The organism is Octadecabacter arcticus 238 (assembly GCF_000155735.2).
In the GTDB taxonomy this organism is placed as follows: domain Bacteria; phylum Pseudomonadota; class Alphaproteobacteria; order Rhodobacterales; family Rhodobacteraceae; genus Octadecabacter; species Octadecabacter arcticus.
In genome coordinates, this window is record NC_020909.1 from 104,141 (window position 1) to 118,287 (window position 14,147).

The 14,147-nt window shown below is 52.4% G+C and carries 21 protein-coding genes and 3 pseudogenes; 12 read left to right on the plus strand and 12 right to left on the minus strand.

The features are described from left to right. The first annotated feature begins 50 nt into the window (after positions 1-50). From OA238_RS29505 to OA238_RS27545, 8 genes and pseudogenes are all read left to right on the plus strand, one after another. Positions 51-305: a hypothetical protein gene (locus OA238_RS29505; protein WP_144056093.1), complete on the plus strand. Its 255-nt coding sequence runs from the start codon at positions 51-53 to the stop codon at positions 303-305. 4 nt (positions 306-309) lie between these two features. Beyond that, entirely contained in the window at positions 310-978 is a 669-nt protein-coding gene (locus OA238_RS27515; RefSeq protein WP_015497705.1) for a type IV secretory system conjugative DNA transfer family protein, read from the plus strand. Positions 979-1,344: 366 nt separating this feature from the next. Continuing rightward, the gene (locus OA238_RS27520) at positions 1,345-2,352 is read left to right on the plus strand and encodes a replication initiator protein A (RefSeq protein WP_245581588.1); all 1,008 of its coding nucleotides are present in this window, start codon (positions 1,345-1,347) and stop codon (positions 2,350-2,352) included. A gap of 129 nt (positions 2,353-2,481) precedes the next feature. Continuing rightward, positions 2,482-3,138 carry a ParA family protein gene (locus tag OA238_RS27525; RefSeq protein ID WP_015497707.1) on the plus strand — a complete coding sequence of 219 codons (657 nt, stop codon included), beginning with the start codon at positions 2,482-2,484 and terminating at the stop codon, positions 3,136-3,138. Next, the gene (locus OA238_RS27530; protein WP_044039087.1) at positions 3,138-3,374 is read left to right on the plus strand and encodes a hypothetical protein; all 237 of its coding nucleotides are present in this window, start codon (positions 3,138-3,140) and stop codon (positions 3,372-3,374) included. Before OA238_RS27525 ends, OA238_RS27530 begins: the two co-directional genes overlap by 1 nt. Positions 3,375-3,510: 136 nt before the next feature. Next, on the plus strand, positions 3,511-3,807 hold the full coding sequence (locus tag OA238_RS27535) for a type II toxin-antitoxin system RelE/ParE family toxin (RefSeq protein ID WP_338042852.1): 297 nt from the start codon (positions 3,511-3,513) through the stop codon (positions 3,805-3,807). Further along, positions 3,804-4,097, plus strand: a complete 294-nt coding sequence (locus tag OA238_RS27540; RefSeq protein WP_015497709.1) for a helix-turn-helix domain-containing protein — start codon at positions 3,804-3,806, stop codon at positions 4,095-4,097. The genes OA238_RS27535 and OA238_RS27540 overlap by 4 nt, the downstream gene beginning before the upstream one ends. A gap of 118 nt (positions 4,098-4,215) precedes the next feature. Beyond that, a pseudogene (locus OA238_RS27545) lies at positions 4,216-4,929 on the plus strand (IS6 family transposase). A 72-nt stretch (positions 4,930-5,001) separates the two neighbouring features. Here the strand turns inward: OA238_RS27545 and OA238_RS27550 are convergent. The 3 genes from OA238_RS27550 to OA238_RS33265 are packed head-to-tail and all read right to left on the minus strand — an operon-like array spanning position 5,002 to position 6,099. Next, the gene (locus OA238_RS27550) at positions 5,002-5,262 is read right to left on the minus strand and encodes a WGR domain-containing protein (protein ID WP_015497711.1); all 261 of its coding nucleotides are present in this window, start codon (positions 5,260-5,262) and stop codon (positions 5,002-5,004) included. Next, complete coding sequence (locus OA238_RS27555) at positions 5,262-5,918, minus strand: hypothetical protein (RefSeq protein ID WP_015497712.1); 657 nt, start codon at positions 5,916-5,918, stop codon at positions 5,262-5,264. The genes OA238_RS27550 and OA238_RS27555 overlap by 1 nt, the downstream gene beginning before the upstream one ends. A gap of 7 nt (positions 5,919-5,925) precedes the next feature. After that, positions 5,926-6,099, minus strand: a complete 174-nt coding sequence (locus OA238_RS33265; RefSeq protein WP_085982821.1) for a hypothetical protein — start codon at positions 6,097-6,099, stop codon at positions 5,926-5,928. A 147-nt stretch (positions 6,100-6,246) separates the two neighbouring features. Between OA238_RS33265 and OA238_RS31105 the strand changes: the two genes are divergently transcribed. Beyond that, entirely contained in the window at positions 6,247-6,567 is a 321-nt protein-coding gene (locus OA238_RS31105) for a hypothetical protein (RefSeq protein WP_144056094.1), read from the plus strand. 120 nt (positions 6,568-6,687) lie between these two features. Here the strand turns inward: OA238_RS31105 and OA238_RS27560 are convergent, their stop codons facing one another. Together OA238_RS27560 and OA238_RS27565 are read right to left on the minus strand one after the other, a co-directional pair. Then, positions 6,688-6,981, minus strand: a complete 294-nt coding sequence (locus tag OA238_RS27560; protein ID WP_044039091.1) for a type II toxin-antitoxin system RelE/ParE family toxin — start codon at positions 6,979-6,981, stop codon at positions 6,688-6,690. A 3-nt stretch (positions 6,982-6,984) separates the two neighbouring features. Then, the gene (locus OA238_RS27565; protein WP_015497714.1) at positions 6,985-7,269 is read right to left on the minus strand and encodes a CopG family ribbon-helix-helix protein; all 285 of its coding nucleotides are present in this window, start codon (positions 7,267-7,269) and stop codon (positions 6,985-6,987) included. A 211-nt stretch (positions 7,270-7,480) separates the two neighbouring features. Between OA238_RS27565 and OA238_RS34370 the strand changes: the two genes are divergently transcribed. After that, positions 7,481-7,702 carry a DUF6444 domain-containing protein gene (locus OA238_RS34370; RefSeq protein WP_015495645.1) on the plus strand — a complete coding sequence of 74 codons (222 nt, stop codon included), beginning with the start codon at positions 7,481-7,483 and terminating at the stop codon, positions 7,700-7,702. A gap of 15 nt (positions 7,703-7,717) precedes the next feature. Further along, positions 7,718-8,896 (plus strand): annotated as a pseudogene (tnpC, locus tag OA238_RS29515) (IS66 family transposase); the annotation flags it as partial. A gap of 103 nt (positions 8,897-8,999) precedes the next feature. Here tnpC and OA238_RS27575 read toward each other — a convergent pair. The 7 genes and pseudogenes from OA238_RS27575 to OA238_RS32350 all read right to left on the minus strand — a co-directional run bounded on the left by OA238_RS27575 (position 9,000) and on the right by OA238_RS32350 (position 12,395). Next, the gene (locus OA238_RS27575; RefSeq protein ID WP_015497716.1) at positions 9,000-9,266 is read right to left on the minus strand and encodes a hypothetical protein; all 267 of its coding nucleotides are present in this window, start codon (positions 9,264-9,266) and stop codon (positions 9,000-9,002) included. A 7-nt stretch (positions 9,267-9,273) separates the two neighbouring features. Then, positions 9,274-10,098: an N-6 DNA methylase gene (locus OA238_RS27580; protein WP_015497717.1), complete on the minus strand. Its 825-nt coding sequence runs from the start codon at positions 10,096-10,098 to the stop codon at positions 9,274-9,276. 140 nt (positions 10,099-10,238) lie between these two features. Then, positions 10,239-10,637, minus strand: coding sequence for a hypothetical protein (locus OA238_RS27585; protein ID WP_015497718.1), 399 nt, complete (start codon positions 10,635-10,637; stop codon positions 10,239-10,241). A 15-nt stretch (positions 10,638-10,652) separates the two neighbouring features. Further along, on the minus strand, positions 10,653-10,937 hold the full coding sequence (locus OA238_RS27590) for a hypothetical protein (protein ID WP_015497719.1): 285 nt from the start codon (positions 10,935-10,937) through the stop codon (positions 10,653-10,655). Positions 10,938-10,985: 48 nt separating this feature from the next. Beyond that, the gene (locus OA238_RS27595) at positions 10,986-11,258 is read right to left on the minus strand and encodes a CopG family ribbon-helix-helix protein (protein ID WP_144056095.1); all 273 of its coding nucleotides are present in this window, start codon (positions 11,256-11,258) and stop codon (positions 10,986-10,988) included. Positions 11,259-11,371: 113 nt separating this feature from the next. Next, a complete protein-coding gene (locus OA238_RS29520) occupies positions 11,372-12,025 on the minus strand; it encodes a TRM11 family methyltransferase (protein ID WP_144056096.1) in 654 nt (217 codons plus the stop codon). A gap of 31 nt (positions 12,026-12,056) precedes the next feature. Beyond that, positions 12,057-12,395: pseudogene (locus OA238_RS32350) on the minus strand (DUF3768 domain-containing protein). 985 nt (positions 12,396-13,380) lie between these two features. Between OA238_RS32350 and OA238_RS27615 the strand changes: the two are divergent. Continuing rightward, on the plus strand, positions 13,381-13,578 hold the full coding sequence (locus OA238_RS27615; RefSeq protein ID WP_044039099.1) for a toprim domain-containing protein: 198 nt from the start codon (positions 13,381-13,383) through the stop codon (positions 13,576-13,578). Positions 13,579-14,147 lie beyond the last annotated feature (569 nt).

The window sequence follows — 14,147 nt, forward strand, 5'->3', positions numbered from 1 at the left end:
TTACCTGCGGGAGAGGTTTTTGTGGCACGTAACGCGCTGTTTAAGGGGTCTTGTGTGGATACCCCCAACCCGAACACGGCGATGGAGCGCATTTTGCGGAAATGGCCCGCCAGCTGGTCGCGGCGGCGATCGAAGTGATCGTGACACAGGAAGAACCCGACCGGCGCAATCTGATCGCCGTGGCTGATCTTCTTTTGTCATCCAAGCTCGACGCGACCCTTGAGGCTTGGGCCGACAGTACCCACCTCGTCGGCCACCGCCCGGCGCAGACTATTCTGCGCGCAGGCGGTATCGAAAGCCTTTGAGTGGATGCAGTCGGAGAACATCCGACGGTTTTTGGAACGCTCCAGCTTTAGGATGGACGAGCTTCTTGATGACAAAGTCGATCTGTTCATCGCAGTCCCTCTCGATCAGGTGGATAAGCAATCCGTGTTCATGCGGCTGTTTATCAATCTCGTTCTAGGAACGGTCGTGCGCCAGGACGGGCGGCGGAAGGTTAAGGCCCCTATCCTGCTCGTCCTCGATGAATTTGTCAGGATGGGACGCATGGAGCAGATTATGAACATCGCCAATATGGCGGCGGGTGCAGGGGTCGAAGCTTTGTTTGTGACGCAAGACACTGGCCAAGTTGAAAAAGCCTATGGTCCTAACGGCGCGCGTTCGATCTTTGGATTTTGCATCACGAAGCGTGTCTTCAACCTGAATGATATTGAAACCGCCGAATGGGCAGCGCGTCACTTCGGCGAGAACACCGTCTATTCTCAGCAAATTAGTGAAGGTAAATCAGTACATGAAGGCCGCGATTTTTCCTACTCTGAGCAGAGTCAAAAGCTTATGACTGCAGAGCAGGTGATGGTAATGAAAGCGGACGAGTTGCTGTTGTTTGTTGGTAATCGTAACCCGCTCAAAGCGAAGCAGAACATGTACTTCAAGAGTAAGTTGTATCGGCTGCTGTATGATGAAAATCCGCTGAACTGAGCTTTATACGCGTCTAAACCCAAGATGTTTGTGTTAAATATGTGTTAATATATGTGTTAAGCAGTGGATATCGTCATGTAAGTTACTGAAATAAAAAGTATAATAGAAATGGCTGGTAACTAATACCACGAATCTTGGTACCTAATACCACGAATCTTGGTACCTAATACCACGAATCTAACCAAGGGTGCCTAATACCACGAATCTAACCAAGGGTGCCTAATACCACGAATCTAACCAAGGGTGCCTAATACCACGAACCTTGACAGACGGCACCTAATACCACGAAGATGAAGCATGGACACTAAAACCACGAATCTAGGGCTTTTATCTGCCGTTAACGAAGAGAAGACGCCCCTGCCCCTAATGCCGGACCGCCATCCGCAGCATGATCTGTTCATCTGTGATGTGGCTGACGCCGTTCTCAAAGATGTCATGGTTCATATGGAGCACCCTTTTTACTCGCTTTCAAAGAAGCCCGAAACAAATGTTCGCCGATATGAGCATAAAGGCAACTGGATCGAGATTACGCCAAGCGTCAAAGGCTTGGCGACAATTTACGATAAGGATATCTTGATCTACTGTATTTCGCAGATCATGGCGAAGCTGAAGCGCAATCAACCAGTCTCGCCGCGTGTCCGTATTAACTCGCGCGATCTACTGATTTTTACAAATCGTGGCACCAGTGGCCGGGATTACATGGCGCTGATTGAGGCACTGGATCGACTTGAAGGTACGCGCATTCGCACAAACATTCGCTCCGGCGATGAAGAGCAATCGGACAGCTTTGGCTTGATTGATGCGTCTTCTATTCGCCGAAAACACGGTCTCGATGGCCGTCTGCTGTGGTGCGAGGTTAAACTCTCGGATTGGGTATTCAATGCGATCCGAGATCAAGAGGTTCTAACGCTGCATCGGGATTATTTCCGGCTGCGCAAACCCATTGAGCGGCGTGTCTATGAGATTGCTCGGAAACATTGTGGTCAGCAAGATGAATGGAAGATCGGGCTCGCAAACCTGCTCAAGAAAACAGGCTCGCAAAGCCCGCTCAAACGCTTCCGGCAAATGCTGCGTGATCTGGCTAACTTTGACCATTTGCCCGACTATAGCGTTTCTTTTGATACCGAAATGGACATGGTCACATTTCGCAATCGAGGCACGATGTTGATCACAACCTCTGTCGTTGCATGGGAAGGCCGCCTTGATCCTGAGGCTCTCCATGATGCCAAGACGGTTGCGCCAGGATGGGATATATATGTTTTAGAGTGGGAATGGCGCTCGTGGCTTGGCGAAAATGAAATTGAACCCAAGCACCCTGCCCGTCATTTTATCAAATTTTGTAAGAGCTGGTACGAGAAGCGCGGTAATCCATAATGTCATGAAATAAAGTTAACATGATACCATGGTAAACAAATATCGGGCCTTCATGAAATCATGATAACAATGTATTGATTAAACGTGATACCATGGTACCGTGGAAAAAATAAACCGAGCAGGTACATCATGAGCTACATTATAGGAATGGTCTCGCAAAAAGGTGGGGCTGGTAAGTCGACACTAGCACGGCTCTTTGCACGCGAGCTGGCAAAGGACGGGTTTTCGGTTAAGATCGCAGACCTCGACACACAACAAACAACATGCACGGAATGGGCTGCGGATCGCGCTGAAGCGCAAATTGAGCCTGAAATTCAGGTCCAACCTTTCGGAAATCTCAAAACAGCTTTGGCAGAATCGGGACGGTTTGACGCTTACATCCTTGATGGACGCCCGCATTCCTTCCAGCAAACGTTGGAAATTGCTAAGGCGGCGCATTTGACTGTGATCCCAACGGGACAGACCAAGGATGATCTGCGTCCCGCAGTGAAGTTGGCGCATAGCCTAGCTGATGCTGGTATCCGTGCAAGCCAGATTGCCTTTGCCCTGGTTAAGACGACCAATAGCGAAGCAGAGCTCAATGCAGCGCGTGCTTATCTGGATCTAACGGATTATGTGACGCTCGATGGGTTTGTGCCGGTCTCAACTGCCTATGGCATTGCCCATGATGCCGGGAAGGTAATCACGGAGACACCGCACCGCACATTGAACGAGAAAGCGGAACGCTTGGCACAATCAATCATCAACCGTCTTGGGGCGATCGCTTCTGAGAAGGAGGCAGTGTAATGGCAAACACATCAATTTTGAAAAAGGGCACGCCGCCACCGCGTGAGAAAACCACAAATGTTATCCAGGCTGATCCGTGCAAGTCTGAGGGCAAGAATAAACCTCTTCAAGTGATGATACCGCCAGAAGTTTTTAATGCTTTCAGCGCAAAGGCAGGGGAGACATTTGGATACTCAAAGGGCTCAAAGTCTCAATTATTTATGGCTATGTGGGAATCCTACATCTCCATGAAATAGTGATAACATGATTTCATGGAGATGTATTTCAAATAGAAAAGAAAAGGCTTGCCGCGATGTACCTTTTTAGGTACATTAAGTGGTGACAACACAAAAACGACTACCAGCAAGATTTTTTGAGTCTGAAGCGGGCAGGGTGCCTGTACGAAATTGGCTCTTAGGCCTGACGCCTGAAGATAGAAAATTGATTGGCGATGATATACAGACTGCCGAGTTTGGATGGCCAATTGGCATGCCGCTTTGCCGGTCGCTCAAAGGCCACAAAGGACTTTGGGAAGTTCGGTCAAACCTGGGTGTTGGCCGGATTGCGCGGGTCTTTTTCTGCGCACATGAGGGTAACATGGTGTTACTTCACGGGTTTATAAAAAAGAGCCAGAAGACGCCAGTCAAGGAACTGGAGACGGCTGATAAACGAATGCGAGGACTGAAATGACCAACGAAGTAGAAGTAGGCAAAGCTGGAGCGCTTTTCGAGGATTTCCTAAAAGAGCAGGGGACCTATGACGAGACCACCGAACAAGCTGTGAAGCGCGTCCTCGCCTTTCAATTGGCGGCGGCAATGAGAGATCAGCATATCTCAAAAGTCGAGATGGCTAAGCGCCTTGATACCAGCCGCTCGCAGCTCGATCGCCTGCTTGATCCGTCCAATGATGGCGTGACGCTGGCGGTTCTATCGCGCGCCGCACAAGTTGTTGGCCGCAGCATCAGACTTGAGCTGGTTTGAACTATAGAAATTGATTTATCCTCTGGAATAACGAGACTTAAAGCCTGCCACCTTGAAGGGTGGGCTTTTTCGGGTATCGTCAAGTTGACGGGGGTCTTTCTCAATCGTACGAAACCATATGACAAAAGCCAAACAATCCGGGGCCTTTAAGGGACATCGTTTCCCGCCTGAAATTATTTCCTACGCTGTATGGGCATACTTTCGTTTTCCGATGAGCTTTCGCGATGTCGAGGACCTTTTATACAAGCGCGGTGTGATCGTCAGTTATGAAACAATCAGGTCATGGGTTGGAAAATTTGGCCACCAATATGCCAAAGTCATACGCCGTGATCGGCCTGCACCATCGGATAAGTGGCATCTCGACGAGGTAGTGATCACAATCCGTGGCAAAAAGTATTGGCTTTGGCGCGCTGTTGATAGCAAGGGTGACGTGCTGGATATTCTTGTACAGTCACGCCGCAATACAAAGGCAGCAGACCGTTTCTTTCGCAAATTGTTCAAGCAATACGGTCAACCGCGCGTCCTTGTTACCGACAAACTGGGAAGTTATGGGGCGGCCCTCCGGAAACTGGCGCCTGGTATCGACCATCGTGCCCACAAGGGATTGAATAATCGAGCGTAAGTTTCGCACAGGCCCACCCGGCGACGAGAGAAGATAATGGGGAGGTTCAAATCACCTCGCCAAGCGCAACGATTTCTGTCCGTACATGATCAGGTCCAAACAATCTTTCGCCCTCGCCGCCACAAACTATCCGCCCCTGCCTATCGGCAATCTCGCTCAGATGCTCACAGCATTTGGGACGACATCACATGTGAACTAAAGGCAGGGTAAAACAGACCGGTGACCCCCATTGCGGCTTGGAGGCAATAACTTGACGATACCTGCTGTAGTCATCTGGAACGCTCAAAACTCATATCCCCGTTTGCGTTTCGCCGCGAAGATTTCAGCCAAGGCATCCACGGCCTGCGCTTCATCAGCGTGATGGCTGCTCATGATCTTCCCGGAGCTGCCAATGCTACCCCACTCACGCACCAGTTGGGCTCCACCAAACAAATCCCGTTGCACCGTCATCAGATAAAACCGGCGCATCTTCTTCGCCGGATCCACGCGGCGCAAATGAAGTCGGTCGGGAAATACCTCAAATTGCGTGTGGTCCTCGCTCATCAATGCAGCACCGGTTTTTCGGCCGTATAGGTTTCCAACATCTGCGCCCGCGCGCGTTTGCACGACTGAATAGCGACGTTGATTTCCTTTTCTGCGATGATACTCAGCTCACGCACCTGCTTGATCATCCCATCCAGCTCTTGGGTGTCCGTGGGCGTAGTGTTGTTCTTCATTGCCAAACCATGCAAGCCCGCCAGCATGGCGCGGATTTCGCCCAACATATTGGTCGCGCGATGTGCCTTTTCAGGCAGGTCTATTTCCTCATGCCCAGCAAACAGCCCTTCGATAAACCCATCAATCTCTTCGCGCCGCAGCAAAGACAGGCGCGCAAGCGCCTCCCAGCTCGGCTGCGGGCTCTTCACCCGTGTCAGTTTGAAAGGGTTCGTGCGGTTTTGATACGCGCTCAGCCCATTCCAGAGGCCCTGCATCAAGCACATCATCAAGATTTCAGCGTCTTGCTTGGTTTCAAACTTGGGCAACTCGCCGCCCCATAAATCACGAATGGTCTGCATCGTGGAGGTCGTCATATCCGGCGTGGCGATATTACCCATAAACAAAGCCCGCACCGCGTGGAACGGCAACGGGCACGCATGCTTTTCAAGCAGCGCTGTGACCACTTGGTCGCTCAGCTGATCGAGTTTAGTTGCCTTCGCCATTTCTGGATTACACCCCTCGGAACAGAACACCTGCCAGCAGCAAGCCCCAAGCAATCGTCATCAGCCAAAAGCCCGAGATCGGCAAGGCCACCACGGCCACACCGAGAACCGGGAGCAGCGCCAGCGCGGCGCAAATAAGAGAGATCACAAAGACGATAAAGGTCGGGGCTGTCAGTCGCATAGGCGGGAATCCTGCTGTCTTGTTTCAGGCAATTATGTCGCCGGCCCCACAGAAAAGCCAGTACCAGCGCAAGAAAAGCAGCGCCACTCACACGGTCGGCCTATGTGCTGACCTCAGTGATCCTCCCGAAGATCTTTACGGTTCGATTTGCCGATCAGCGCATTTTGGATAAAATTGCCGTACTATTTCTTATATTTTCTCATGAAAATATCTCACTCGAAGCGTTTCCACGCCCTGCAAGCAACAATCTCGCGGTGTCAGGTAGCAGCAGAAAAAGGGAATTCTGACGGGCTCACGTATCTGCTCATGCAGGAATATTCACCCCGCATGGCGGCTATCGAAGACGATTTCGAGCAGCTCAAAACGCAGTTTGAAGCCATAGGAGAAAAGATCGCTGCATTTGAAAAATCCGGCGATGAACTCTGTGAATGGCTGACCCAACGATCAAAAACGGATGGCACGCCATAGATCCTGTTTCCATGTTTTCTCGAACCATCGCGCTTGTGTGCGAACGATAAAGCGCCCCCAATTGGGGGCGCTTTTAGTTTTTAAAGGCCAAAGGGGATACGTGTGAAAAAGAAAAAGTGTTTAGCTTTTACGGTCGTTTGAAAATTCGCCGCGCTGGTCATACAGACGCATAATTTCTATCGCTTCGTCTTTGATACGATACAGCACCGTGAAAGGTATTCCTGGCAAGTTGTACTCAAAAACACCGGGGTAATTGTTATCTTGGTGGCCAGCACGCGGTTGGCTTTTAAGTAGGATCAACAAGGATCGGTATTGCTGGTCAGCTTTTGTTCTCCCCGCCGGAAACACGCGTGAATAATACTGTTTGAACCACCGCAAATCCGCTTTGGATTCCGCAAGAAACTTGATTTGCATATTTTAGGACTGGTTACGAAAAATATCAGCTTCCGGCTCGGGAAGCTCATGGTCTGTTCCAAGGGATTCAAACCAAGCGGTCATTTTGTCCTCTGAAATAAACGCGCCCTTATCTGCCTCGGCTATCGCCTCACAGATCATCTGCCCCTTCGCTTCCGTCTTATTTTTCAAATCCTGAATAGCCTGTTTTGCAACATAGGCCGCGCTGCGATCTTTGCGCTTTGCCTCAGTCTCGAGCCAATCCTTCAGCTCAGGATCGAGACGCATGGTGAAACGGGGGCTGGTCATTGTGGTCATCATCCAAAAATTAGAAAGTAAGCTTATGTCAGACACTGTATGCCTTTTGAGTTCAATGTCAAAAGGTAACTCCCAAGCACCCCAGCCGATAACGGGTTTTTGTCAGTTTTGATGTGAGTCTCCTTGGCCATTAGGCGCATGAATTTTCTGTTGTGGTCTGAATTTCGTGGCGCTGTGACGATTTCTCTGAATCATTGGTGGAATGGACCAAGTTACTGCTCTTGAACAACTCCTCGCCACGGCTCTGCGCAGGATCGCCGAGTTGGAAGCCGCGTTGGCGAGCATGGCGCAAGAGAATGCGGATCTGCGGCGTCAGTTGGCCAAGAACAGCAGTAATAGCAGCAAGCCGCCTTCGAGTGATGGGTTGAAGAAGCCGGTACCGCGTAGCCTGCGTGGTAAGTCCGGTAAGAAAAGTGGTGGCTAAGTTGGCCACCGAGGCGACACCCTACGTCAGACAGCAACGCCTGACTTTGTGGAGCGACATGAGGCTGAGGCCTGTGGCACCTGTCAGCATGGCTTGACGGCTGGGATGATCAAGGCGGTGGAGAGGCGTCAGGTTTATGACATACCGGTGCCGCGTCTGGAGGTCACAGAGCATCAGGCAGCGATTTATTGTTGTGGCCATTGCCGAGCCACGACGACAGCCACCTTTCCCGATGGCGTGAATGCACACGTGCAATACGGTAAGCGCATTCGGGCGGCGGCGGTCTACTGCAATGTTCAGCAGCTGATCCCCGAGGATCGGGTCTGCCAACTCCTGCGTGATTTGTTTGGTGCCACCAGCCTATGCGCGGCCAGCGTGACCAACTGGGTGAACGGCACAGCGCGTACCTTGGGTGGCGTCGTCGAACACATTCTGGCCCGGCTCAATGAAGGCGGCGTTCGGCATCTGGATGAGACCGGACTTCGTGTTGCTGGTAAGCTGCACTGGCTGCACTCAATCAGCGATCTCGCCTTCACGCATTATCGCATCAGCGCCAAGCGCGGTGCTGTTCCATCCTTCCTGACCGGCGGGACAATTGTTCATGACCACTGGAAGTCCTATTACGCCCATATGAGTGGGGTGGACGCGCACGCCCTGTGCGGGGCGCATCATTTACGGGAACTCAAGGCCATCGAAGAAATCGAAAAGGAGCCGTGGGCGTGCGCGATGAGCGTGCTGCTCAACAGCGCCAATCAGCTCAAGTGCGCGGCTCAGGGGCGAGGCGAGACCGAACTCCCCACGTCGGTTCACCACGGCATCCTCACCAAATACATGGCTATCCTCACCGAGGGCCTCGCCTTCCATGAGCGACAAGACCCACTGGCTAGACGCACTGGTGCGCGAGGCCGAAAAGCCAGGCGGCCAGGCCATAACCTTCTGGTCCGCTTGCGCGACTACCGTGATGACGTCCTAAGGTTCCTTACGGACTTCACAGTTCCCTTCACCAACAATCAGGCCGAATGGGACCTGCGCATGATGAAGTTGCGCATGAAAATCTCGGGAACTTTCCGCACCCTCGAGGGCGCGCAGGTCTTCGCTGACATCAGATCCGTCATCTCGACGGTCAGAAAACACGGGGGCAATATCCTCGAAACACTCACCCTATCACCACAACAGATCATCGCTCGGCTCTAACGTCGCAAGGGCAACACAAAACCCGATATCCGATGGGGTCCTTGGGAGTTACGTCAAAAGAATGAATCATGAAAAGAGCCCCCAATCGGGGGCTCTATCAGTTTCATAGAAGCGAAAGTTGAACGGGTTTGCCGTCATCTTTCCTCTCCAACCAGGCAAGCGTGAACGCCACCGGGCCACCGGCCTCTTCCACCAGCTCGCGCGGGCAGAAATGCGAGCGGTATCCGGTTGCGGATATCGGATGCGCTTGGCGGTCTTTGGTCACAATCTCAAGATGGGCGGTATCACCGCCCAGCCACTGCGGGCACCACCGCACGGTGATGTCCTGCCCTTTCCTGTCGATCTGGTGTTCCTCATAATCTGTCGCCATGGGACCCTCAGAAGTCAAAGCCAAGCTGGCTTGGCTTGACGGCTGGGGGTTCAGGTGTGCGCTGCGTCAGAGGGGTCGTCGGTTCGGGCGGCGGCGTTTTATGCGCCGGGCGCTCCGTGGCTGAAATTTCAACCTCGAGGCTGTTTTCCGTCCGGCGTAATCGATACTTCCAAAGTCCCATGTGGTGGGCGGGCGTGTACCAGACTTCGCGGATGTCCCAGCTGAGCGTGTTCCCGACGATAATCTCGGCGGGCACATTCCACAGGCTCAGCTGAACGTAGCACATAAGTGCTGCTAAACGGTCCACGTCGATAGCCTGCACCCAGAGCTTGCGGGCGGGGTCATGTCCCGCTCGGGTCATCACCTTGACCAAGGCCAAGATCATCCCCCCTCCCCCGCATGCGGGTTCACCTGCCGTGATAAACGGCTGGCTATCCAAGCGGCCAAGCATATCCCCGAAGGTCAAGTTGGCCATCAGCTCAGAGAGCTCGGGCGGGGTGAAGAATTGCCCTGCGTCCTTGTTGGCAATCTCGAGCTCCATGTAGAGCGGCCCGAGAATGTCACGCGGCTCGCTGTCCAGTGCCATGACCAAGTGGGCCATCAATTTTGGAAAGGCCTCTTGGTCTGGTTTTTTGTAGCCAGCGATGATCGCCAGATATTCCTCTTCGCGGGCAGGATCCTTGTGAAGGCTGTTGTGCAAACTGCACGCGGCCATTGTCACGAAGTCTTTGAAAACCTCGTAGCGGTGTTTGTAGGGTGCCAGCTCGCGAAAGGTCTTTTTGAACGCTGCTAAAGCAGCGCCACGGCTCTCGGCCGCTGCATGTTGTGCCATGCCTCTTCTCCCTGTTTTGGGGAGTCTCTCAAAGCTGGCGTCCACCAGTCTCGAAAGACTGGTGGGTTGATGAGCGCCGTTAGGCGGTCAGGGAGAATTGTGCGAGAAAAGCGTGAATTGTCAAAAGTTTATAGCGACGTTTACAGGCTGTCGCAGCAGATCCGATTGTCCTCATCGATCCTGATGATACTTGGTCTGAGGCGGTCAAAGCGCAGCGCCTTAAGGATAATCTTCGCCTCATCCTGGGTCTCGATATGTCCCCGAAATAGTGGCGTGTGGTACGTGGTAAAGAAATCAACATCGCCAAGCCCTACCTTCCCAATAAGATCGTGGAAGGCCTGGCTCACAAAGGCGGTATCAAACAAGCCATCCCAAACGGTGACGAAGTCGCCGTCCTGGGTCAGATAGACGTTGATGCGGTGGGGATTGACCTTGCCGTCACAAAAATCACCCGAGCAATATTCATAAAATCGCAGGCTACCATGTTGCAGGTCGAGTTTATCGAAACCAAAGTCCAGCGGGTTGAAGGTGTTTGTCATAGGCGCTCTCTGAGGTTAATCGTCGTATCTTTGGCGCAACTCTCGATCAAACGCACGAAGCGCTTCAGCGCTTCGATGGCCGCGTTGGTCTCGAATGTCGATCACGTAAACGGTTTGACCCTGAATGGTGTAGAGGAAGGAAAAGGCCGTTTTTTGGATCTTTACCTCCCAGACGTCTTTGAGGTCTGCAAAAGTCTCCCTCGGGGGAGCAAGTTCTGCAATTCTACGCTCGGTCGCAGCAAAGCTGGCAAAGGCCTTCGCTTCGCTGAGCTGCGGATTGCTCCGGTAATATTGGATCATCCAGCGCAATCCAGGCTGGGATGTTTGAAGAAATTCAATCTGCATCGTTTAATCTTTAAAAACATTTGGCTCGGGAAATGGGGCATCCTCAGGGCCATCCATCCAAGCATGGATCGCGTCTGATGATATCGTTGGTGCGCCCTTCTCAATCAGCATCAAGCCGGTTTCCACCAGCGCTCTGGTCGCTTCGCGTTCTTCAACAAAGTGTTCGATGGCTTGGTTCGCCATGAAAGACGCAGAACGGTGTTCCTGTCGCGCTATGGTTTGAAGGCGTTCCTTCAAATTGACGTCGATGCGCGTCGTGAAGGTCGATGTTGGCATGGTTTGCATTCCTAAGGAGGGCTATGTTGTACATTGTACGACAGTGTATTCGAAAATAATGGGAAGTCAAAAAAGAAAGCCCCGCCTTTTCGGCGGGGCGATAGATTTAGCGTTTAGCGAAACGACTTGGTTGCTAGCCACCAGAACGTTGGCCTCTCGACCTTCCCAGAATGCCAAACCGCCCAATAATATTGCTGCTTTGCAATGCGGGCATAGCGCGACACCGGCTTTCCTTCCGGCCAGCAAGTCAGGTCATCGAGGGCATAAATCGCGGTCGGCGGACATCTCTGAAACCTCGGCGTGCGGTCCGGATTACACAGCGAGCGCAGATTGAGCAGCATCGCCACGCTGCCCCCGGTCTTGCGGGCATGGATGAGAGCCCGGCGCACGAACGCATCCCCGAGCCCATGGGTCCCGTAGGGTGGGTTGGTGATAATGTTCTTCGCCAGTGGGATCTCGGATTTCAGGAAGTTGTGCCCCCCTGCCCCGTAGCCTCGGTCTATCAGGTCTGTGGAGACCACCTGGTATCCTGCCGCCTCAAGTACCTTGGAAATGGCCCCGTCGCCACAAGCTGGTTCCCAGGTATCGCCCTGGAAACTCTCCATGGATAACAAAGCCCGTGTGGCCTCTGGTGGTGTTGGATAAAACTCGAATGCTGCCCGATTTGGATACCGGTTATTTTGGCTAGAAACTTTCGCTTTTTCAGTAAGATAGGTGTACTCATGTTTGGTTAGATGAGAAAATAAAAAACGAGGTGATACGCTCACCCCGCAAATCGGTCTCGATGGATCTTGCGGCTTAGTATTCCTCGGCCAGCATGATCGTCAGCACCCTGTTCGTCATGGATGTGCTGGATGGGTCCGGGCTCAGGTATGTACTGAGCTTGTCGAAATAATCCCACTTCCAGAAAATCTTGCGGCCTTGATGGTTGAACGATCAAAAATCATGTTCGCCGTAAGGGTCGTTGTCCGGCGTGAACGCATCGAAGCTTCGCACCTTGTTCAAAATCGCGACCTGATCGGCCTCTGATTGGACCATGATACCTTCCGTGACCACCACTCGGCACTGCCTAAGGGTTTTTCGCGCCAAGTCATTCAGCGCTACGATCTCACGGGACCGTCTGTCATGTAACGTCATATGTAAAACGTTAGAAAATAAAACGTCTCAGCTCAACACTGAGACATTGTAAATCCACCGCGCCCTCCCCTCGGGGCGGTCAAAGCGCAGCGTGAACCGTTCGCGCCGTGCCCCTTGGGCCAGCGGTGCGCGGTTCTTGACGGCCCAGGGGCAGCGGTAGGATTACAAGACTCTGTGTGGCTTCCCCCTCACCCTTTTTTTCAGCACCCAAACACTTTATTCGTGTAACATTTTGAACGATGAAAATCGCGCAAGCCAAATGCATACCGCTCGCAGCCCACCGCGAGCGCCAGGGACTTAGCCCTCAAAAATCATGCGTGGGTGGGCGTGAGCTGTGGTATCACTCGCCCATGCGCGACGGCGATAAAACCCGTCCTTCAAGGTAGATACCGTCAAGAACCTGTGGTTTGACCATGGGGCAGCTACGGGCGGGGCACCATCCTCGACCTCGTGCGAGAGCTCTGTTTCTGTGATTTACGCGACGCGCTCGCGCATCTCGACAAGACCGGGATCTACTCCCCGACGCTCTCGGCCCTGACCACCTCTGCCGGGATCTCGCGCGGCGCTCCGCGCCGGTCATAGACTGAGCCAGAAAATCAGACTTCTGGGGGTGAAAAAGAGAAAAGTGTTGCCTTGGAATTGGTGGAGAGCAAGCCGCTCGAGCATCCAGCTTTGCGAGATATTGCAGCAAAGCTGGGTATCGACCATGACATTGCGCGCCAATACCTCTCTCAGATCGATTTTAAGGCTCCCCAGGGCACCTGGAGCTACTTTGTCCTTGTTACCCTGCGGGAGAGGGTTTTGAGGCACGTAAAGCGCTGTTTGAGGGTTTTATAGGAATCGGTAAAGCGGTGACCTTCCATGACAAGCCGGAAGCAACCCGGCTGCAAGTCTTTGAGGGCTTCATGGATTTCTTATCCTACCTGTCCAAAGATAAACCAAGCCAGCCAGTCGGCGCGGTGCTGGTGCTCAACAGCACGAACCTGTGGAGACGTGCCTGCCCTACATCAACGATCCGCGTTTTGCAGAGGTGCGCCTGTACCTGGACAACGACGACGCTGGCAGTGCTGCCAGCCGCAAACTGTTCGAGCACGCGCAAGATGCCGCAAAACTTGTCGATATGCGCAGCTACTACGCAGGCTATGAGGATCTCAACGCCTGGCTCCTCGGGCGCAAATCGTAAACTGCGCCTCTTCCATACCTTTTTTTATTTTCAAAAATAGAAAGCAACAACCTGAGCTGACGGGGGGCCGTAAGGCTCCCTGTTGTTGTTTAATATGTTTAAGAAACAACGTTTAAAGTGTTTAGGGGCTGAAAAGTGGCTTAGAAACAGGATGTTACGGGGGGTAAGGTGAACGTTTATGGGATGAAAGGTGAATGGATATGGGAGCAAGCCGCCCTAATAGGTGAACGTTTATGGGATGAAAGGTGAAAGGATATGGGAGCATAGGTGAACGTTTATGGGAGCAGTCAATAAATCCTCGTAAAGTACTGATAAATGGCGACAAAATGCGGCACAGGTTATGTAAGGTGTATGTTTATGGGGTTTTAAGGTGAATGGATATGGGAGCGACGCCTTAGAAAGCTGATAACAAAGGGAAAAAGTACCGAAGGTATATGTTTAGGGGGCAATAGGTGAAAGGATATGGGAGCAAACTCAAGGCTCTGAAAAATAAGAGAATTAGGATCACGCGAAGCGTTCAAACCATCCCTTGAAGGTGTATGTTTGTGGGGCAAGGTGAAAGGATATGG

Coding starts and splice junctions, on each gene's coding strand:
- OA238_RS27515 (WP_015497705.1), top strand. CDS start 310: ATGCAGTCGGAGAACATCCGACGGTTTTTGGAACGCTCCAGCTTTAGG.
- OA238_RS27520 (WP_245581588.1), top strand. CDS start 1,345: ATGCCGGACCGCCATCCGCAGCATGATCTGTTCATCTGTGATGTGGCT.
- OA238_RS27525 (WP_015497707.1), top strand. CDS start 2,482: ATGAGCTACATTATAGGAATGGTCTCGCAAAAAGGTGGGGCTGGTAAG.
- OA238_RS27530 (WP_044039087.1), top strand. CDS start 3,138: ATGGCAAACACATCAATTTTGAAAAAGGGCACGCCGCCACCGCGTGAG.
- OA238_RS27540 (WP_015497709.1), top strand. CDS start 3,804: ATGACCAACGAAGTAGAAGTAGGCAAAGCTGGAGCGCTTTTCGAGGAT.
- OA238_RS27550 (WP_015497711.1), bottom strand. CDS start 5,262: ATGAGCGAGGACCACACGCAATTTGAGGTATTTCCCGACCGACTTCAT.
- OA238_RS27555 (WP_015497712.1), bottom strand. CDS start 5,918: ATGGCGAAGGCAACTAAACTCGATCAGCTGAGCGACCAAGTGGTCACA.
- OA238_RS33265 (WP_085982821.1), bottom strand. CDS start 6,099: ATGCGACTGACAGCCCCGACCTTTATCGTCTTTGTGATCTCTCTTATT.
- OA238_RS27560 (WP_044039091.1), bottom strand. CDS start 6,981: ATGCAAATCAAGTTTCTTGCGGAATCCAAAGCGGATTTGCGGTGGTTC.
- OA238_RS27565 (WP_015497714.1), bottom strand. CDS start 7,269: ATGACCAGCCCCCGTTTCACCATGCGTCTCGATCCTGAGCTGAAGGAT.
- OA238_RS34370 (WP_015495645.1), top strand. CDS start 7,481: ATGGACCAAGTTACTGCTCTTGAACAACTCCTCGCCACGGCTCTGCGC.
- OA238_RS27575 (WP_015497716.1), bottom strand. CDS start 9,266: ATGGCGACAGATTATGAGGAACACCAGATCGACAGGAAAGGGCAGGAC.
- OA238_RS27580 (WP_015497717.1), bottom strand. CDS start 10,098: ATGGCACAACATGCAGCGGCCGAGAGCCGTGGCGCTGCTTTAGCAGCG.
- OA238_RS27585 (WP_015497718.1), bottom strand. CDS start 10,637: ATGACAAACACCTTCAACCCGCTGGACTTTGGTTTCGATAAACTCGAC.
- OA238_RS27590 (WP_015497719.1), bottom strand. CDS start 10,937: ATGATCCAATATTACCGGAGCAATCCGCAGCTCAGCGAAGCGAAGGCC.
- OA238_RS27595 (WP_144056095.1), bottom strand. CDS start 11,258: ATGCCAACATCGACCTTCACGACGCGCATCGACGTCAATTTGAAGGAA.